This window comes from Streptococcus sp. SCPM-O-B-23252 (M501) (assembly GCF_058200355.1).
In genome coordinates, this window is record NZ_JBYQGS010000001.1 from 1,019,684 (window position 1) to 1,039,325 (window position 19,642).

General features: G+C 44.4%; 20 protein-coding genes. 4 read left to right on the forward strand and 16 right to left on the reverse strand.

All coding sequences use genetic code 11. The annotated features are described in order from the left end of the window. Nucleotides 1–31 precede the first annotated feature (31 nt). Entirely contained in the window at nucleotides 32–940 is a 909-nt protein-coding gene (locus tag AC3E6G_RS04950; protein WP_490700573.1) for a cation diffusion facilitator family transporter, read from the reverse strand. Nucleotides 941–1,076: 136 nt separating this feature from the next. Between AC3E6G_RS04950 and AC3E6G_RS04955 the strand changes: the two genes are divergently transcribed. Further along, nucleotides 1,077–1,622 (forward strand): TetR/AcrR family transcriptional regulator, encoded by a 546-nt coding sequence (locus tag AC3E6G_RS04955; protein ID WP_048690949.1) that lies wholly within the window; start codon nucleotides 1,077–1,079, stop codon nucleotides 1,620–1,622. A 31-nt stretch (nucleotides 1,623–1,653) separates the two neighbouring features. Further along, complete coding sequence (locus AC3E6G_RS04960; protein ID WP_048690947.1) at nucleotides 1,654–1,986, forward strand: hypothetical protein; 333 nt, start codon at nucleotides 1,654–1,656, stop codon at nucleotides 1,984–1,986. Nucleotides 1,987–2,032: 46 nt separating this feature from the next. On the opposite strand, the gene AC3E6G_RS04965 is transcribed toward AC3E6G_RS04960, so the two are convergent. From AC3E6G_RS04965 to AC3E6G_RS05010, 10 genes are all read right to left on the reverse strand, one after another. Next, nucleotides 2,033–2,971: an AEC family transporter gene (locus AC3E6G_RS04965; protein WP_140813898.1), complete on the reverse strand. Its 939-nt coding sequence runs from the start codon at nucleotides 2,969–2,971 to the stop codon at nucleotides 2,033–2,035. A 226-nt stretch (nucleotides 2,972–3,197) separates the two neighbouring features. Then, a complete protein-coding gene (locus AC3E6G_RS04970) occupies nucleotides 3,198–4,718 on the reverse strand; it encodes an ABC transporter permease/substrate-binding protein (protein ID WP_490700574.1) in 1,521 nt (506 codons plus the stop codon). Beyond that, nucleotides 4,711–5,439: an ABC transporter ATP-binding protein gene (locus AC3E6G_RS04975; RefSeq protein WP_314836878.1), complete on the reverse strand. Its 729-nt coding sequence runs from the start codon at nucleotides 5,437–5,439 to the stop codon at nucleotides 4,711–4,713. Before AC3E6G_RS04975 ends, AC3E6G_RS04970 begins: the two co-directional genes overlap by 8 nt. Before the next feature lie 159 nt (nucleotides 5,440–5,598). After that, nucleotides 5,599–6,744, reverse strand: coding sequence for a DUF4767 domain-containing protein (locus tag AC3E6G_RS04980; protein WP_490700575.1), 1,146 nt, complete (start codon nucleotides 6,742–6,744; stop codon nucleotides 5,599–5,601). 110 nt (nucleotides 6,745–6,854) lie between these two features. After that, nucleotides 6,855–7,715: an alpha/beta hydrolase gene (locus tag AC3E6G_RS04985; RefSeq protein WP_490700576.1), complete on the reverse strand. Its 861-nt coding sequence runs from the start codon at nucleotides 7,713–7,715 to the stop codon at nucleotides 6,855–6,857. Beyond that, on the reverse strand, nucleotides 7,702–8,994 hold the full coding sequence (locus AC3E6G_RS04990) for a PTS transporter subunit EIIC (protein ID WP_490700577.1): 1,293 nt from the start codon (nucleotides 8,992–8,994) through the stop codon (nucleotides 7,702–7,704). Before AC3E6G_RS04990 ends, AC3E6G_RS04985 begins: the two co-directional genes overlap by 14 nt. A 122-nt stretch (nucleotides 8,995–9,116) precedes the next feature. Beyond that, nucleotides 9,117–10,115, reverse strand: a complete 999-nt coding sequence (galE, locus tag AC3E6G_RS04995; RefSeq protein WP_490700578.1) for a UDP-glucose 4-epimerase GalE — start codon at nucleotides 10,113–10,115, stop codon at nucleotides 9,117–9,119. 64 nt (nucleotides 10,116–10,179) lie between these two features. Further along, on the reverse strand, nucleotides 10,180–11,652 hold the full coding sequence (galT, locus tag AC3E6G_RS05000; protein WP_490700579.1) for a UDP-glucose--hexose-1-phosphate uridylyltransferase: 1,473 nt from the start codon (nucleotides 11,650–11,652) through the stop codon (nucleotides 10,180–10,182). Then, a complete protein-coding gene (locus AC3E6G_RS05005) occupies nucleotides 11,649–12,308 on the reverse strand; it encodes an HAD family hydrolase (protein ID WP_490700580.1) in 660 nt (219 codons plus the stop codon). The genes galT and AC3E6G_RS05005 overlap by 4 nt, the downstream gene beginning before the upstream one ends. 9 nt (nucleotides 12,309–12,317) lie before the next feature. After that, nucleotides 12,318–13,484 carry a galactokinase gene (locus AC3E6G_RS05010; protein ID WP_490700581.1) on the reverse strand — a complete coding sequence of 389 codons (1,167 nt, stop codon included), beginning with the start codon at nucleotides 13,482–13,484 and terminating at the stop codon, nucleotides 12,318–12,320. Between the two features lie 141 nt (nucleotides 13,485–13,625). Between AC3E6G_RS05010 and AC3E6G_RS05015 the strand changes: the two genes are divergently transcribed. Both AC3E6G_RS05015 and birA read left to right on the forward strand, forming a co-directional pair. Beyond that, the gene (locus tag AC3E6G_RS05015; RefSeq protein WP_490700582.1) at nucleotides 13,626–14,627 is read left to right on the forward strand and encodes a LacI family DNA-binding transcriptional regulator; all 1,002 of its coding nucleotides are present in this window, start codon (nucleotides 13,626–13,628) and stop codon (nucleotides 14,625–14,627) included. Between the two features lie 29 nt (nucleotides 14,628–14,656). Next, nucleotides 14,657–15,598, forward strand: coding sequence for a bifunctional biotin--[acetyl-CoA-carboxylase] ligase/biotin operon repressor BirA (gene birA, locus AC3E6G_RS05020; protein ID WP_490700583.1), 942 nt, complete (start codon nucleotides 14,657–14,659; stop codon nucleotides 15,596–15,598). A gap of 40 nt (nucleotides 15,599–15,638) precedes the next feature. Here birA and AC3E6G_RS05025 read toward each other — a convergent pair whose 3' ends face one another. The 5 genes from AC3E6G_RS05025 to udk all read right to left on the reverse strand — a co-directional run bounded on the left by AC3E6G_RS05025 (nucleotide 15,639) and on the right by udk (nucleotide 19,586). Continuing rightward, nucleotides 15,639–15,851 carry a DUF3272 family protein gene (locus AC3E6G_RS05025; RefSeq protein WP_048690913.1) on the reverse strand — a complete coding sequence of 71 codons (213 nt, stop codon included), beginning with the start codon at nucleotides 15,849–15,851 and terminating at the stop codon, nucleotides 15,639–15,641. A gap of 38 nt (nucleotides 15,852–15,889) precedes the next feature. After that, complete coding sequence (dnaX, locus tag AC3E6G_RS05030; RefSeq protein ID WP_490700584.1) at nucleotides 15,890–17,566, reverse strand: DNA polymerase III subunit gamma/tau; 1,677 nt, start codon at nucleotides 17,564–17,566, stop codon at nucleotides 15,890–15,892. After that, complete coding sequence (locus AC3E6G_RS05035; RefSeq protein ID WP_490700585.1) at nucleotides 17,566–18,063, reverse strand: GAF domain-containing protein; 498 nt, start codon at nucleotides 18,061–18,063, stop codon at nucleotides 17,566–17,568. Before AC3E6G_RS05035 ends, dnaX begins: the two co-directional genes overlap by 1 nt. A 149-nt stretch (nucleotides 18,064–18,212) precedes the next feature. Then, the gene (locus AC3E6G_RS05040) at nucleotides 18,213–18,884 is read right to left on the reverse strand and encodes a YoaK family protein (protein ID WP_048691382.1); all 672 of its coding nucleotides are present in this window, start codon (nucleotides 18,882–18,884) and stop codon (nucleotides 18,213–18,215) included. A gap of 66 nt (nucleotides 18,885–18,950) precedes the next feature. Continuing rightward, nucleotides 18,951–19,586, reverse strand: coding sequence for a uridine kinase (udk, locus tag AC3E6G_RS05045; protein ID WP_048691384.1), 636 nt, complete (start codon nucleotides 19,584–19,586; stop codon nucleotides 18,951–18,953). Nucleotides 19,587–19,642 lie beyond the last annotated feature (56 nt).

Consider the following 19,642-nt stretch of genomic DNA (forward strand, 5'->3'; position numbering starts at 1 on the left):
ATGTCCTCAACAAAGCATTGTTCGATTTTCATTAATGATGGTGGTGATGATCATGCCCATGATGTTGATCAGCTTCCAGTTCTTCGATATTGCGCTTATGGGCTCGGTGGGTAGCTAGGTCTTCATCAACTTCGATGGTGATATTTTGAAAACCACAATCTTTGAGTTTTCTTCGAATCGATTCCTTGCAAAGCTCCATCTGTTCAATTTCTTTTAGACAAACATGGACAATAGCATTTTTCTCCAAACCATCCATGGTCCAGAGATTGAGCTGATTGATACTAGCGACATGGTCCAGTTGCTCCAAATCACTCTTTACTTGCTTGATATCCACTCCTTCTGGCACGGCATCGAGGAAAATCTTGAGCGTGCTCCAAAAACGTGGAAGGGCTTTGGACAAGATGAACGCAGAAATTAGAAGAGATAAGAGGGGATCGAGGAAGTACCAATCAGTGTAGCGCAAGATGATGGCGACGACAATCACTGCCAACCAACCTAGTGTATCCTCAAGGAAATGGAGACTCAGGATGGATTCATTCTTAGTCTGCCCCTTACGGACGATGAGACTGGCTGTTAGATTTATGGCAATCGCAATGACTCCCAACCAAAGCATTCCCTCATGATCCACCGGCTGAGACTCGATTAGCTTGCTGATATTCTCTAGAATGACTAAACTAGAGCCTGTTATGAGGATGACTGCTGTCAGGATGGCCCCCAAGAGGCTAAAGCGCTTGTAGCCCAGGGTATAGTGGCTGTCCTCCTCCCGATTGGAAATACTTTCGAGAAAAGCTGAGATACCAATAGCCAAGGCATCTCCCAAGTCATGGACAGCATCCGCTAAGATTGCACTGGAGCCAAAGAGACCGCCAAAGATAAATTCGATGATGGCAAAGCTAAAATTTAAGACAAAAGCCAGCCAAACAGCAAATTTTGAACTCATTTTTGACCTCCTTTAATATATGGTATAATGGGAATAGATGATTCTCTCACTAGTATTATCTCCTACTCTATTTAGAAAGGATAGAAGCAAACCGTTCTTTATGTACGTTACTGAACAGTTTGTTCGAATTGTCCATATGAGTCAAACCGACCGGCGGATTGCTAAAACAAGAAAAGCGATCTATACAGCCTTCTTAGAACTGTTAAATAGTAAAGGTTATCAAGCGACGACTGTTCAAGATATTATTGATCGGGCAGATGTTGGGAGGTCTACCTTTTACAGTCATTATGAAAGCAAGGAACTATTGCTTGACGAACTCTGCCACTACCTATTCCATCACTTGTTTGAGAGAGAGGCACACCTAGCTGCAGAAGACTACCTGGCTCACATCTTTCTCCATTTCCGAGAAAATCAAGACCACGTAACCAGCCTCCTTCTCTCCAAAAATGATTATTTTCTCCGTCAACTTCATAAGGAATTAGAAGCCCATGTCTATCCTATGGTGGCAGATGATTTAAAAACAGCTCATCCTAGAATTCCAACTTCTTACCTCAAGCACTTTGTCGTTACTAACTTCATCGAAACTCTGACCTGGTGGTTGAGAAAAGGGAAAGCTTATAACGAGCAAGAAGTTGTTAGCTTTTATTTAGATGTTATGGAAATGACAGCTAAACAAGAATAAACATCATTTTTCTAGCTAGAAAGGAAATCTTATGAACCTCCTTATTCTTCTTGGTATTTTTACAGCCTTCTTAGCCCTTGCCTTTCCCCTCCTTCATTTATTGGCCAGCCTTTCAGAATTAAGAAAGGGCAAGAATACTCTAGGAAATCGACTTCTATTCATCGGAAGTTGCCTTGCGACCTTTTCTCTCATCCTCTACTTCTTTTTACCGATTGTTGCTTTATTCCTTTGGATGATTGGCTGTGGTTTGATTTGCTACGGGGCCTATTGGAATGGCAAGCACAAAGAAAACTTCAAACCAGTTCATCATGTTATTCGAGTGGGCATCGCTCTGGTGATTACAATTTTATTAGCTCTCATATAAGAAAAGCTCAGGTTTTTTCAATGAAAACTTGAGCTCTTTTTATTTATTAAGCCATCAACAGCATGAGAATAGGGATCACCACCATGGTTGCAAGGGTCGTCTCTGTCACCATGACGGATGCATAATTACTATCAGCACCGTAGAGTCTGGCAACAACTGGCGCATTGGTCATCACAGGCATGGCGGACTGGATGATAAAGACTTGCTTCATCAAGTTTGGAAGAGGCATCCAGTAAACGATGGAAGCCATTAAGAGTGGAGCAACCAGGAAGCGACCTAGTAGAATCAATAGCTGATCTTTTCCCAGAACCAACTGCTTCACACCTACATGAGACACTGACAAACCGATGAATATCATGGATAAAGGGGTTGTTAAATTACCCAGATACTGCAAATCACTGGCTAGAAAGGCTGGCAACTTGATCTGCAGCATCACCAAGACTAGTCCCAAGAGAAAGCCCATGAGTGGCGGAGAAAAGACTTTTTTCAGACTCGTTTTGAGATCAAACTGAGCTTCTCCCTCACCATCCCGCTGGATGAGATAGGTCCCCAAGGTCCAGAAAAAGGTCGTATTGCACATGTAATAGATCAAAACATAGGGAATGCTGGCATCTCCAAAGAGGGCTTGGTTAATAGGAAGCCCCACGAAGATGGTATTGGAGTTAAAAAACATGGAAATAAAGAGGCCACGACGGTCCTGTCTCACCGCAAAGATTCTGGCTACTCCTGTCGCGATGCCAAGCAAAATAACCATAGACAGGGCAGGAAACCGCAAGGCTGGCAACATTTTAAGTAGATCTTCTGCTGTGAAGCGCTGCGTGATGGTGTAGAGCATATAGCAGGGAAGAGCAACTTGAGTGACCAATTTAGCGAGTAGGCCACGCGACTTGTCATCGAACCAGCCTTTTTCACCAATGACAAAGCCCACTAAAATCATGCCCAGGATGACCAGGATGCCCGATATGCTCCTCAAAAAGATGTCCATGTATTCTCCTCTTACTTTTTTGAAATGACAGTTTTTCTACAAGTCTCAAAAACTATTCTAGTATATCACAAAAAGAGGTGGGGCAAAATGCCCCACCTCTAGTAGTCTGTTGATCATCCGTTCTACTTCTTCTTACTAACCTTTAACAACTAAATAATTCCGACTCATAGGGAAATCCTTAATAAGTAACTTAAATAAAGTGACTTTTTTCAATTTAAAATTTGCATTATTTCTTGATGATCCCTTCCTGAATCAAAAAGTCACGCGCTACTTGATTTGCTGACTTACCTTCTACTCCGACTTGGTAATTCATCTGGCTCATTTGGTCTGCTGTGATTTTACCAGCCAACTTATTGAGAACAGCTTCCAACTCAGGGTGTTTTTCGAGCAATGCAGTTTTCATGAGGGGCGCCCCTTGATAAGGTGGGAAGAGTTGCTTGTCATCTTCAAGGACCACCAGGTCATAGCGAGCCAGCTCGGCATCTGTTGAGTAAGCATCTGTTATCTGGATATCGCCAGACTGGATAGCTTGGTAGCGAAGGGCTGGTTCCATGGTGGAGACTTGTAGATGAAGACCATAGACCTTCTGCAAGCCCTTGTTTCCGTCTTCTCGGTCGTTAAACTCCAAGGTAAAGCCTGCCTTGAGTTGCCCTTCTACCTTTTTCAAGTCGGAAATGGTCTTGAGGCCATACTCTTGGGCAATTTTCTTAGGAACCGCGACAGCGTAGGTATTCTGATAAGCCATGGGTTTGAGCAAGGCCAGGTTGTCTTGTCGCTTGATCCCATCTCGGGCAGCTTTGTAGACTGCTTCTGGATCATGACCGACTTGTGGTGCTGGCTTAAGGAGACTTTCGGTCACGGTCCCTGTAAACTCTGGATAGATAGCGATGTCCCCTTTTTTCAGGGCTTCATAGAGGAAGGTAGTCTTTCCAAAATTCGGCTTGACGGTCACTGTTATGTCCGTGTTTTCCTCGATCAAGAACTTGTACATGTTAGCTAGAATTTCGGGTTCTGGTCCTAACTTCCCAGCAATGACCAGGTTTTCTTTTTCTGGTTTTGAAAGAAGACTTGGTGTATAAGAAGCTCCTAATCCCAGGATCATTACCGCAAAGGCCGCAAAGATGGTCCGCAATTTGGCCTTTTCCATCCATTTAAGAAGAAGGTTAAAGGCGATGGCCAAGAAGGCAGAGGATAGGGCACCGATCAAAATCAGACTGGCATTATTGCGGTCAATCCCTAGAAGGATAAAGGAACCAAGTCCCCCAGCTCCAATTAATGCAGCTAGAGTAGCGGTCCCGATAATCATCACAGCTGCTGTCCGAATCCCAGACATAATAACAGGCATGGCCAAGGGAATCTCGAACTTCTTGAGTCGTTCCCACTTGGTCATCCCAAAGGCGACCCCTGCTTCTTCAAGGCTTGGATCAATCCCTTGTAAACCAGTGATGGTATTTTGAAGGATGGGGAAAATGGCATAGATGACGAGAGCTGTCAAGGCCGGAAGCGTCCCAATGCCCATAATGGGAATGAAGAGGCCGAGAAGAGCCATGGAAGGAATGGTCTGGAAGATCCCAGCTACCTGTAAGACCCAGTTGCTTGCTCTCTTGCGTGTACTTAAATAAACAGCTAGTGGGACAGCCAGAAAAACAGCAAGGAGCAAGGTCAGTAATGACAGTTGCAAATGTTGTCCCAGTGCTGTGAGCCAGTCCCCAAAGCGTTCTTGAAATGTTGAAAGTAGTTTAGACATGGTGAGCACCTCCAAATAGATCTGCGACAAAGTCGTTGGCTGGCTGGTCTAGGATGGCTTTAGAATCCGCCACCTGTACAATCTCTCCTTTTTGCAAGACTGCAATTCGGTCGCCTAATTTTAAGGCCTCATCCGTATCGTGGGTCACAAAAATAGTGGTCATACCAAACTCTTTGTGCAAGTTTTTGGTGAGAGCTTGCAACTGCTTGCGAGAAATGGCATCCAAGGCTGAAAAGGGCTCATCCATCAGTAAGATTTTTGGTTCCCCAATGATGGCCCGCACAATGCCAATCCGCTGTTGCTCCCCACCAGATAACTCGCTTGGTAACCGATGAGCATAATCTGCAGCAGGCAGGCCAACCTTGTCCAAGAGTTCTTCGGTTTTAGAGGCAATTTTCTCCTTGCTCCAGCCCTTCATCTCAGGAATCAATGCAATATTTTCAGCAACGGTCAAGTTAGGAAATAGGGCAATAGCTTGAAGGACATAGCCTGTGCTGAGACGTAACTCCCGTTCATCATAGTCCTTAATACGTTTCCCATCCATATAGATATTGCCATCTGTCGGCTCCAAAAGACGGTTGATCATCTTGAGCATGGTGGTCTTTCCAGATCCTGAAGGACCCACTAGCACCATGAATTCTCCATTTTCAATGCGGAGATTGACATCTTTTAAAATGTCTGTATCCGTGTAGCGCAGGACTACATTTTTGTATTCAATCATTCAGATTACTCTTTACTTTCTTCATTAATCTCAACTGAAGTTCCTAGTCTTTAACTTATACATGAAATTGTAATACTCGCCATTACATCTGTCAATTGATTTGATTTCAAATGCTGAAGAAAAAGAGCTTGGCCAAGACCAAACTCTCGATAATGAAAATTACTCCTCTTCCACCAAGCGTTTGAACTCTGCCTGGAGTTCAGCATTTTCTGTCGGTTTAAGATACATTTGTCCTCCATTAGTTGTATCTGAATGAAAGACGATCGGTTCTCCCGTATTGGTGATAGCGAAAAAGTAACTATGAACATCTGGAAATTTATCCCAATTACTGTAGCGTTCTACAATTCGATACTGGGCATTTCCTAGACCTGTATCCGTATACTCGGCATTCATTTTCTCACTTGGTCCATCCCCAAGGATATAGAGATGGTCGGCTCCAACATCTCCTCCTGCGATTCCCTTTTGGTAATTGGGTTGTCCTAGTCTTCCCCCCCAGTCCTTTATAAATGCTTCGAGTTTCGCCGATTTGTTGGCATTCCAAGGAGCTTTTAGTTGTGTTTCTGATTTAGTTGAACGACTTGGAACTTCAAATTCCTGCCAATCGAGACCTCTTAAATCAATTTGATCGGATGCATTTTTTCCAAAATCAGCAGCAATATCATTTGCTTGTATTTGAATCTCTTTTTCTTGGAGGATAGTCGCTTGCTCTTGCTTAGCATTAAGCTGATAAAGAGTCCCATAACCTTGCCCCGTTCCCGAGGACCAGCTAAGCTCTAGAACTTCTCCTCCTTTATAGACAAGCGCAGCATTTCTTGCTCCACCATGGCCTGCAACGAACCCTTCTGCCAAAAGGATAGGTTTCCCAGCTTGCAAATAGTAAAGACCGGTTAAGAAATATTTGCCACTCACATTTAGGTCTGCAATCAGCAGTTCCTCTATCCCATCATTATTCAAATCCGCAAAGGCATAGCGCATTTCATCTGCTTGGTTGACCGCATTCTCGACTGCCCAACTATTGATTGGACGCTCAGTTGCTTGTAAACTTTGATAGAGATTTGCAATACTTGCTGTATCCTTTGGCGAGGTCAAAATCTTTTGATAATCCTCAAATACAGGCTGGTACAACTTCTTGTAATCTTTTTTTACGTCTTTTTTAGTAACTTTTTTACCGGAAGATGATATCGACGATGTTTCCGAGCTGTTATTCAACTGACTAGAATGTCGAGGAGTCCGTTTGCTACAACCAACCGTAACAAGTCCTGCTGCTAGGAGAATGACTGCTCCCAATTTCTCTTTTCGTTTCATAAGTTTCTCCTTTTATGTCATCCTTGATAGCTGTACTTTTCTCTTTATATTATACCAAAAAAGAAGGCTACACCTAATAATTTGTGTAAAACCTTCTTAGTATATATGATTTAATTCGGATTTTTCTGCTCCTGCCGATTTTGATGATCCTGACTCTCAATGTGTTGCTTGATCAAGGCGACCACTTCATCATTAGTCGGAAGGTCCGAGTGTTGCGCATCCTCTCCTGTCACCGTAATCTCTGTATAACTAGCTGCTTGATTTTGATAGATATACTTACCAGCTGACACACTAGCATCCGGAACCAACTCATCTGAGTCATAGGTAATGGTCCCTGCTACTGAATACATATGGAGAGTTGTCGGTATAGCTTCTCTGTTCTTGATAAAATCTGCCAACATCTCTGATTTGTTTTTGATGTTGGTCTCGGTAAAATTATAAGGAGTCCCAATGGTCATGAGGTTCTTGAGATCCACATCATATTCCCCTAGATAATTTTCAATAAAGGCAGTATAAATCAAGCCTCCATTGGAGTGGGCCAGTCCCTTAAAGTTATTGAAGTTGTATTTTTCTTGCAAGGCTTCAAAGGCTTGGTTAACCATCTTGGCTTGCTTTTTGATATTGCTGTAACCATCCTTGTTGTTTTCAAAACCAATGACGATAATCGGTTCATTGTCCTTGGCATCGATACTCCCACTATAAGTAATGGTACCATCATTCCAGACCTTGACCTTGAGCAGGCTGTGTTTGGTTCCTTGTCGGTCTTGATTGAGCTTAGTCACCAAGCCATCAAAGCGGTTCTCTGTCGCAGAGCTTCCCGGGATCATGATAATTGGCGATAGTTTTGAATTATAGAATTTTTCGATTTTCTGGACATTTTTTCGAGTCCAGCTATAAGAAGGCACAGCCAAGCCAATCAAGAAAAGGCAGACCAAGGTGAAGACCAGCGCTGTTTTTTTAGAGATTTTCATGGCTTCCTCCTTCTTCTAGCAAATCTTTCCGAACTTGGTTGCCCATACGGACAAAGGGAATATAAAGGGCTACGTCTAGGGCAAAGCAGAGGAGACTCACAGCTAAAGCTCTCAGGCTCCCTCCCGTTCCAATAAAAGCATAAAGGATGCTTGGTGTCCCATCTGGCACTGGATAGACAGCTGCTGGCATCAGTTTGAAGCACAAAGCCAGAGCTGCAATTCCCATATTGACCAAGGGGATCAATAAGAAGGGAATCACATATAGCAGGTTGAGGAGGACCGGGATTCCTACCATAAAAGGAGCGCCATTGTTAAAGAGGCTTGGAAAGATACTAAGGAAACTAACTTTCTTGTCCTTTTTACTTCGTGAAACCAATAAGATCGCAACTAAAAGTGCCAGGACTGCACCAACTCCTGCCACCATGCCATAACTGCGGTACAAATTGGTCAAGGTGTAGAGATAAGGAATGCCTGTCGTCGAATGATTGGTGACGGCATAAGTCAGATTTTCCAAGGCAAAACTATCATCCGCAATCGAGTTAAAGGCAAAAACCTGACTGTTTCCTACCCAAGCCGATAAGCTATTCAAGAGTCCCATGACAAAAGTGGATAGGAGGTGATGACTGGTCACGGTCAGTGAACTGAAAAATTGACCGATGGTCTGAAAGACACGGTACTGATTGCCCAGGACTAAGAGGCCATTTAAACTGACTCCTAAGAGCAGAGACAAGAAAATCGGACGTACAGTCTTGGGTTGATAAATAAAGTCTTTAGTGACGATTTGGTCGTCACTGGCTTTGGAAAGACGAAAAATCTGGCCAATTAGGTAACCTAAAAAAATCACCAAGAAAATATTGGTCGTCGCAGGTAGATTGATGTGAGACAGTTGCCCATCCCGAAGAGGCCCCATCAATAATCCCTGTGAGCTAACAAGAAAACTGACCATAAGAGCTGTCACACCAGCCGTCCCTGTACTTCTCCCATAATGTCCAGCTGTATATTCCCCTGCAAAATAGGTTGCTAAAGGTCCAGCCAAACCACTTGTAAAATTAGAAAGATTGGACAAGACTTGACCCGTGAGCTGAAACCCTGGGAACCAGTCCGAAACAGAAAAGAGCATATTTATATAACCTCTATCTGAAAAGAAGGACTGGGAAATCACGCGAACAATTGCTGAGAAAAGTAAAAATGGAAAGAGAGATACCAAGGTCTTCTGGGTGATTTGTACAAATCCACGCTCTCGAAACCAGAGAAATTTTTGCACCAAATATTTTATCATTCTTGCTCCTACTATCCTTGTCGACCCGTTAGGTGACATTACTTGTGCACACCCTTCTGTTTTCTTCATTATAGCATATTCCTCCACACAAAAACTCAAGCCAACTGACTTGAGTTTTCTTCTTATCGATCATTGTAGCCATCTGAGTGGCTGGAATGCCATGCCCAGGCGGTTTGGATGATGGTTTCGATATTGTCAAATTTTGGTTGCCAGCCGAGGATGGCACGCGCCTTCTCAGATGATGCGATCAGAGTATCTGGATCTCCTGGTCTACGATCTGCAATCTCCAGAGGGATTGGATGTCCCGTCACCTTTCGGGCTGCTTCTACGATTTGAAGATTGGAGAATCCAGTCGACGAGCCCAGGTTAAAGGCAGTAGATGGGTTGCCATTACGCAGATACTCCACTGCTAAAAGATGGGCATCCGCCAAGTCAAATGGATGGACATAGTCCCGAACATTAGTGCCATCTGGTGTCTGGTAGTCATCTCCAAAAATAGCAATTTTTTCGCGTTTTCCTTGGGCCACTTGTAAGACGATCGGTAAGAGATGGGTCTCTGGTCCATGGTCTTCCCCAATAGATCCGTCAGGCTTAGCACCCGCAACATTAAAGTAACGAAGGGGCACATACTTGATGCCGTAGGCTTGATCAGCCCAACGCATGATGGTTTCCATCATGAGCTTGCTTTCACCATAAGGGTTGATCGGATTTTGCGGAGTGGTTTCAAGAATCGGAATTTCTTCTGGAATGCCGTAGGTGGCAGCAGTTGAAGAAAAGACGATGTAGTGCACCCTACATTCATGCATGACTTCCAAGAGTTTAACCATGCCTGCTGTATTATTGTCAAAATATTTCAATGGATCTGCCATGGATTCAGCAACCAGTGAGTAGGCCGCAAAGTGGATGACCGCATCGATATCGTCATGTTTCTTAAACACAGTGCGCATAAAGTCTTGATCCGCCAGGTCTCCTTGGTAAAAGACGGCATCTGGATGCACCGCTGCACGGTGGCCCGTGACCAGACTATCGACCACGACGACTTTTTCCTGTCCTTCATTGACCAAACGGTCCACCATGTGGGAACCGATATAGCCAGCTCCTCCGAGTACGAGTATTGCCATTTATTTTCCTTTCGCTTCTTTGTTTTCTCTCTTATTGTACCAAATTTTTGCCTCTTCTCCACACTTAAAGTGTCGCAACAAAGCGTCTAAAGGCTGTCTGGCCTTCTGCTGTTCGCTTGTAGACACCAGCATCTTCCAGCACCCGCGCAAAGATTTGACCGACTGATTTACGGACAAGGGCTTCTGCCTCTGCTTCATCTGTGAGGGATGGGTGAGTGGCTTTCAAATCATCTGCCCAAGCCTGGTGGTAGGTTGCCACTGTGCTCTCACGTCCAAGCAAATAGTCTTGAACCTGCTTGAGCTCTTCCTTGAGGCGAGGTGGCAAAATGGCCAAGCCCATGACTTCGATCAAGCCGATATTTTCTTTTTTGATGTGTTGCACATCCGCATGTGGATGGTAAATGCCATCTGGATGCTCTGGTGAGGTTTGATTGTCCCGAAGGACCAGGTCCAACTCAAACTTGCCCTCACGAATCCGTGCAATCGGCGTAATGGTATGGTGGGCCTCCCCATTCGAAGAGGCCAAGACTTGCACAGCTGGATCCGAGTAACTCCGCCAGCTTTCTAAGATATGGTCCGCCAAGTCAATCAGCTCTCCCTTATTTTCAGACTTCAGACGCAAGACTGACATTGGCCAACGAACGATGCCCACTTGAACCCCTTCAAATCCAGGAATAGTAAAGGCTTGGTCAAGTCCTGCTACCTCCATAGGGAAGGTGTGCCGCCCCCCTTGGTAGTGGTCATGAGTCAGGATAGACCCCCCTACAATGGGCAGATCTGCATTAGACCCCGCAAAATAGCCTGGAAAAGTCTCGACAATGGTCAAGAGTCGCTCAAAGGTCTTACGGCTAATGGCCATGGGAACATGCTGGCTATCGAGGAAAATGCAGTGTTCATTGAAGTAGGCATAAGGGGAATACTGAAAACCCCAGTCATGACCGTCCATATCAAAACGGATGATCCGGTGATTGGCCCGAGCTGGATGGTCTAGGCGACCTTGATAGCCTTCATTTTCAACGCACAATTGGCAGGCTGGATAGTGACTGGCTTTGGCAAGCTTGGCCGCTGCAATGTCTTTAGGATCTTTTTCAGGTTTTGACAGATTGATGGTGATTTCAAGAGAACCGTAGGGAGTTTGTGTCTCAAAGGCAATATTTTGCGCAATGGCTTTGACCTTGATGTAATCATTGCGCTTAGAGAGGGCATAGAAATCAGCAATCGCGTCTTCTTTAGACTGACGGTAGGTCTCCCAGAAACGATGGTTGACCTGACTAGGGCTAGGTGTGATCCAATCCATCAACTCTGCACCCAAGCTGTCCTTCGCGGCCATGCTATCTTGAATCATATTATTCGCAACCGCAATCTCCACCAGCTGATCTTTGAGCGCAATCAAGTCTTCTTTTTGAGCTGGGGCGTCTAGCCCCTCTTCTCCAACGCGACTCATGAGGCGATTTTTTAGATAAATCCGATCCATCTCTTCGTAGTCACTGGCCTTAATGACGGCTGTGACAAATGCATCTAGAATTCCTTGATTCATTGATTCTCCTTCTTACGTTTTAAATAGTCTCTAACAGCATCCAAATCCTGAAAAACTTGTTCTGTTTTATTTAAGAAAGACTGTGCTGGTATTTTTAAATCTGGAATACAAATAACTGGAATCCCAGCTCTAGATGCCGCTTCAATACCTGCTTCACTATCCTCTAGTACCAAGCAATTCTCTGGCAAAGCATTCAAATCACTACAAGCCTTTAAAAATATATCTGGGTAAGGTTTGCTTCGCTTTACATCTTTTGCAAAAACTAGATGGTCAAATAAGGACAGTATCCCATTGCTATCCAAGATCATTCTAGCCCGAGATTCAACACTTGAAGTTGCTAGGGCGATTGGGATGCCCTCTGTTTTCAAAAAAGTAAGCAAATTTTTAGCACCTTTTTTTAAATTGACACCTTGAGCTAAGATTTGAGCTTCCAGCTCATAAACTCTATCCAAGGTTTGGTCAAAGTTCCAGGGTAAATCATAGGTATCCAAAAATCGTTGAACATTCTCCTCTTCCCTATGTCCACTGTAGTCTCTAGAATAAGTTTCTTCTGTGAAAGGAATTCCAAAATCTCTAAGCAATTCTTGATAAACTTTTAGAGAAATGATTTCAGTATCGGCTAATAAGCCATCTAAATCAAATATTACAGCTTCCATTATTATCACCTAGTCTAAAACTCGTGTCCCTGCCGCAACTTCTGCAATATAAAAGCTAGGCGCATAGCCAACGACTTCTTCATAGCGTTTGCCGACAGCTTCTTCAAATGCTTCAACTTTATCTTTGTTTACAAGGGCGATGGCACAACCACCAAAGCCTGCTCCTGTCATACGAGCGCCCAAGACACCTTCTTGTTCCCAGGCTGTATGCACCAAAGTGTCCAATTCAAGTCCAGTTACCTCATAATCGTGTTCTAAGGATACGTGGGAAGCATTCATGAAACGGCCAAAAGCTTCCAAATTTCCTTCTTCCAGAGCCTTACGAGCTTGGAGAGTCCGTTGGTTTTCGAGGATAGCATGGCGAGCTCGTTTGATGCGATTTTCATCCTTGATCAAGTAGCTATAGGTATCAAAATCCCAGACATCCAATTCACCCAAGGTTTGGATGTCTAGTTTGCCTTGCAATTCTGAGACAGCTGTTTCACATTCCGCACGGCGTTCATTGTATTTTGAATCAATCAATTCTCGACGTTTGTTGGTATTCATAATCACGACGACATTGTCTTTCAAATCAAGGGGTACCAAGTCATATTCCAAGGTGTTGGTATCCAGATAAATGGCCCGTTGGTCAGCTCCCATGCCGATCGCGAACTGGTCCATGATGCCAGAGTTGACCCCGATAAAGTGGTTTTCTGTTTGTTTTCCAATTTTAACCAAGTCCACCCGATCCACTGTCAAACCGTAGATCCTTTCTGCAATGACGCCCGTCAGCATCTCTAGTGATGCTGAAGAAGAGAGACCAGATCCATTTGGAATATTCCCGTAGACATAGACATCCATCCCCACATCAATGGTGTGACCAGCTTCTTGCAAGAAATGAAGAATGCCTTTTGGATAGTTGGTCCAGTTGTGCTCCTCTTCAAACTGAAGGTTTTCAAGAGGAACTTCAATGATGCCCTTGTCTTCAAAGTTAGCAGAGAAGAAACGAAGAAGCTTATCCTCGCGTTTGCGAGCTGCTCCGTAGGTACCAAGGGTGATAGCTGCAGGGAAGACATGACCCCCGTTATAGTCTGTGTGCTCACCAATCAGATTGATCCGACCTGGTGAGAAAAAAGTATGATCCGCTTCTGCTCCAAAGACTGTTTGAAAAGCGTTCCGAAGTTCTAGAGTATTCATTGAGATTACCTCACTTATATAGTTATTTATCTTTAGTGTAACCCTTTTCATCAAGCAAATCAATTAATTTACTAAAATTTTAGTAAAATACACTAACCAGGCCAAAGCTATGATATACTAGAAGACAGAAGGAGAAAACTTATGGCTACATTAAAGGATATTGCCAGTCTCGCTAACGTATCCATCGCCACTGTTTCACGTGTGCTGAATCAAGATACTAGTCTTTCTGTAACGGAGGAAACCCGCCACAGAATTTTGACCGTTGCTGACGAACTAGGCTACACCAGACATCAGAAAAGTGGGAACTTTAAGAAAGAAAAACAACAAATTGTCATCATCCAATGGAAAAGTGAAGAGGGAGAGCTGGACGACCTTTACTACTACAACATCCGTTTAGGCATTGAAAAAAGAGCACAGGATCTCGATTATGGCATCCTACGCTATTTCAATGATATTCCCTTTCGATTAGGGGAGGAAGTTGTTGGGGTCATTTGCATTGGAAAGTTTAGTAGAATTCAGATTGTCGAGCTAGAAAAGCTAGCCAAGCCTCTAGTTTTTGTCGATAGTAACACTCTTAACCAAGGACATCCTTGTGTCACGACTGAATTTGAAAATGCTGTACAGACTGCTCTTCACTATTTACGAAAACAAGGGTGTACAACGATTGGTCTCCTAACCGGTGAGGAAAAAACGACTGACCTATTGGAAAGTATTCCCGATCCTCGGCGAAGAGCCTATCGAAACTATTGTATTGAAAGAAACATTTACCACCCTGAACTCATCCTCACAGGTAGTTTTACAGCTCAATCAGGCTATGACCTCATTTCCTCTAAGCTTCAGTCTTGCTCACCCTTTCCAGATGCCTATTTTGTTGCCAGTGATAGTTTGGCCATTGGGGCTCTCCGCGCCTTTCAAGAAGCCGGCATCAAGGTCCCTGATGACATCCAACTCATCTCCTTTAATGATACCAGTTTAGCCAAGCAAGTCTTTCCTCCCCTCTCGACCATCACTGTTTTTACAGAAGAAATGGGACGTACCGCTATGGACGTCCTCAATAAGCAAGTCCTAGCACCGAGAGAAATACCGACCCTCACCATGCTAGGAACCAAACTCACCTTAAGAGAAAGTACCAAGAATGGATGATCTTCCATCCTTTTCGAAAATAAGAAACTATGAAAACACACGAAATTTTATACCAAACCTTATCCCAAGCTCAGGATTATGTCAACGGCGAGCAACTAGCCCAGGAAATGGGCCTGTCTCGCACCTCTATCTGGAAAGCAATCCAACGTCTAGAAAAAGAAGGCATCGAGATTGAGTCTGTTAAAAATAGAGGCTACAAGATCCTTTCTGGAGACCTCCTAATCCCCCAAGTCATCGAGGAGCTTAGTCCATTGACAGTCTCCTATAATCCCCAGTGCCAATCCACCCAGTTAGATGCTAAGAATGCCATGGAAGCGGGTGGCCAATCCGCTACTCTGTATCTGGCTCCTTTTCAAACAGCTGGTAAGGGGCGTTTTGGGCGCGACTACTTCTGTCCTTCTCAAGGGGGGATCTACATGTCCCTCCACCTCAAGCCCAACCTCCCTTTCGATCAAGCACCTGCCTATACCCTCATGGTCTCAGCTGCTATCTACAAGGCTCTGAAAAATCTAGCCTTATTGGATGTCGATATCAAGTGGGTCAATGACATCTACTACAAGGGGAAAAAAGTCGGAGGCATTCTGACTGAAGCCATCAGCTCCATCGAAACAGGCCTTATCACAGATGTCATCATTGGTGTGGGTCTCAATTTTGCCATCACTGATTTTCCAAACGAACTGAAGGACAAGGCAGGGTCCCTCTTTGGTGCCCAGCCTCCCATTAGCCGCAATGAACTGATTGCTGAGATTTGGAAGGAATTTTTCACCACTCCAGAAGAGGAGCTGATCTACCTCTACAAGCAACGTTCACTAGTCCTAGGTAAAGAAGTCCGCTTCGAACAAAATCAAACCAGCTACCAAGGTCTGGCCAAGGATATCTCAGATAGTGGACAACTACTAGTCCAACTGGAGGAAGGCCAAGAACGCTGGCTCAACAGTGGCGAAATTTCCCTCAAACAGTGGGACCTGTAAAACAGATCAACAGCTCAAAAAAATAAGCACCTATCGGTGCTTATTTTTTATACTTATCTCGTTTTTTCTGATTGAGCTGTTGATCGATACTTTCGACCAATTTCCCTAAGATATAGCTAACTTGCAAATTTCTCAGGATCAAGAGAGCCCAGAAGATAGCTGCCAGATAGCTTTCTCTCATCACTGCATCATTGAAAAAATAGGTCTCAAAGGCTGTAAAGATAGCCATAGTCCAAAATTGACGTTTATTCATATTGTTATTCTACCACGATTTTCTGAAAAAAGCATAGGCTAGTCTTCTTGAATCGTAATTTTCTCAGAGAGAAAATCAAAACCTTCCGGAATGACAGACTCTTCTGCCACCTCGACTTCATCCTTGTGACCACGCGCTTTCTTCGAGAATTCCGCCCGGACCTGGGTCCACTCCTCCATGGAAATGGCCAAAATTTCAGGTGAGAATCCGGCTGCATTGCTTAAAATATTGCCAAACATGGTATTGAGGTTATCTCGCTTCATGGTCTGCTCAGCATTAAAGGCAGACTCAAAAGCAAGAATCGCATGGCGTTCATTTGCCGCAACCGGTTGAGAACCAACCAGCAAGGCCTTATCTGCCCCTGCTAAGCTTTCAATAATTTCCCCCCAAGCATTTTGCAGGCGGATGAGATTGTTACGGGCTAAATCTGGATTTTCAACCGCTTCTTGTAAGATGGCTTGAACCTTATTGCGATCCACTCGATATCCCTTGCTGGACTTCTGAGGACGGGCTGGAGCCGACTTGGCTACAGGAGCCCCGCTCCCTACTTGAGCTAATTGACTTTTCAGTAACTCCACTTCTCTTTTGAGTTGGTCCATTTGTGACAAGAAATCTTCTGGAAGAGCCGTTTGACTAGCTGAAGAGCCCTCACCTTTGTATTCTGCCAAGCGAATGGTCATCATCTCTGTATAGATCTTAGGCTGCAGGCTGTTTTTGATATCTGCTAAGCTCCTTGTCGCAAGATCAATCCAAGCAAAGAGGGTGGCTTGCGGAATGGCTAGATTCTGGTTAAATCGTTCACTGACATGGAGATTTTCCCCACCTGTCTGAACAATCAGGAGATCCCGCAAATACTGCAAGAGATCTGTCACAAAGCGGGCCATGTTTTTCCCATTATCAAAGATGAGGTTTAACTGGTCCAAGGCAGCTGTTGCATCTTGTGCTGCCAAGGCTGCCACATAGAGATCCAAAGCTTCCTGACTGATGGAGCCTGTGATTTCTTCTGCCGTCGCAGTGGTCAATTGGGCACCAGCTGTCAGGCTGAGAGCCTGGTCCAAAATGGACAAGGCATCCCGCATCCCACCTTCTGCCCGACGGGCAATAATGGCTACAGCTTCTTCTTCGTAATCAATGCCTTCTTTATCCAAAACAGCTTTTAGGTGGTCTTGAATGGCTGGCGTCTTGATGGATTTGAACTCAAAGCGTTGAACCCGTGAAAGAATAGTTGCTGGAATCTTGTGCAATTCCGTTGTTGCTAGAATAAAGACCACATTTTCTGTCGGTTCTTCCAAGGTCTTGAGGAGGGCATTAAAAGCTCCCGTCGAGAGCATGTGGACCTCATCGATAATATAGACCTTATGAGGGGCCAGGCTAGGCGCATAGGTCGATTTATCGCGGATATCGCGGATCTCATCCACCCCATTATTAGAAGCAGCGTCAATCTCGATGACATCCTCTAAACTGCCATTAGTAATGGCTTCACAGATATAGCATTCGTTACAAGGCTCTCCCCCTTTTTGATTGGGGCAGTTCATGGCCTTGGCAAAGATTTTCGCCACACTGGTCTTCCCCGTCCCACGAGGGCCAGAAAAGAGATAGGCATGGCTAATTTTTCCCTGTTCGACAGCTTGTCGTAGGGTCGTCGCAATAACCTCCTGCCCTACAAGCTGGCCAAAGGTCTGGCTTCGGTATTTACGATAGAGGGCTTGATACATTAGTCTACTACTCCAAACATCCTAAAATTCCAATTTGTTTTTTCGAGCAAGATGGCTACAAAACGTTCCAAATAAAGGCGATCCAGGTCGTCATAATCTCCCACCCGATCCGAATCTAGATCCAACACTCCCAGCAATTGGTCCTTCAAGACCATGGGAACCACAATCTCACTCATGGCCCGACTGTCACAAGAGATATAATTGGCATGCTGGGTCACATCCTCAATGACCAGCGTCTCTCTTTTCTCTGCTGCTTCTCCACAGACGCCTTTTCCTAGAGCAATATGGACACAAGATACCTGTCCTTGAAAGGGGCCTAAAAACAACTCTTTTTGATCATAGAGGTAAAAGCCTGCAAAGACTGAATGCGGTAGAGCTTGATTGAGCAGAGCACTGGCATTGGCTAAATTGGCCAGGGCATTGCTCTCTCCTTCTAAAAGAGCTTCTAACTGGGCTAGTAAGAGTTTGTAATTTGATTCTTTTTCTTGCGTATTCATACCCTTTATTATACCAAACTTTGGCTAGAAAATTAAGTATTTACCACGGAGCAAGCCTTGATAAAAAACCGACTAGACATCAGAAGTACCAAGCAATTGTTCTCAATAAAAAGGCAGGGAGCAAGGTCCCTGACTTTGTAATAATTCATCTAAGCGTCTCTCCGAACATATTGAATAGCCCGATATGTCAGAAAGAGGGTCAGAACAAGGGAAACAAACCAAATGGTCCGAAGTCCATAATATTGGATGAGGAAGGTGGATAGGATAGCTCCTCCGACAAAACTCCCAATCAAGGAGGTCATAAAGAGGGATTCCCAGAAAAACTCCATCTTGCGATCCCGCACAAAATTCCCGTAAGCGACCATGGTCTTCTTGAGATTCCCTGTCATAAAGGAATGGTTGTAAGCATAACCATCGACTTCTCCAAAGGAAATGGCTACAATTCCTAGGCTCAGCCCAAAGAAAGGTACAATCAAAACATTGGGCACTTCTTTTGGCAGAAAGCCTGCCACCAAGGTCGTCAGGACCAAAGGCACCAAGGTACTAAGTCGCCAAACCGAATGACTAAAGAAGCGCTGAAAGACGGTCATCAAAAAAATCCCGATCATAAAGGCTAACATGGTGGCTAGTTTGACCTCCACATCAGATATTTCATGGCCGATTAACCCAACGGATAGAAAGACCACGTTTCCCGTTTGGCCAGCCGCCAAGGTCCCTCCTCTTTCGATAAAGGTGTAGGCATCTGAAAAACCCGCACACATAGTCAGCAGGCAGGCAAAAGCCTTACTTCTGGAGTGAAACTCCCTTCTTAACTTTTTCATATTTCTCCCTATTTGTCATGGAAAAGAGGCTGGGACACTACTTCCTAACCTCTCTCACTTGTTATCTTATCCTTCACGTGATTCGCTCAAAATCTTCTCAATCTTGGTCGTAATCAAATCGATGGCTACAGTATTGGTCACGCCTTCTGGAATGATAACATCCGCATAGCGCTTAGTTGGCTCGATGAACTGATGGTACATCGGCTTCACCACTCCCAAGTACTGCTCGATGACGCTGTCCAAACTCCGACCACGCTCTTCCATATCTCGCTTGATCCGGCGAATAATCCGCACATCATCATCGGTATCAACGAAAATCTTGATATCCATCAAGTCACGAAGACGCTTGTCCTCCAAGACCAAAATCCCCTCAACGATAAAGACATCCTGAGGCTCCTGGCGATAAGTTTTAGCACTACGCGTATGCGCTGCATAGTCATATGTTGGAATATCAACCGGACGTCCAGCCAACAACTCATTGATTTGCTCGATCATGAGGTCTGTATCAAAGGCAAAAGGATGGTCATAGTTGGTCTGAATCCGTTCTTCAAAGGTTAAATGGCTTTGATCCTTGTAATAAGAATCGTGCTCAATCATGGCAATCTTCTCATCCGGGAAGTGGGACAAAATTGCCCGAGAAACACTAGTTTTTCCCCCACCAGAACCGCCTGTTACACCGATAATAATTGGTCTGTTTCGCATCTTCTTCTCCATTTTCTATAATCCTATTTATTCTATCACAAAAGCGGTCACTTGAC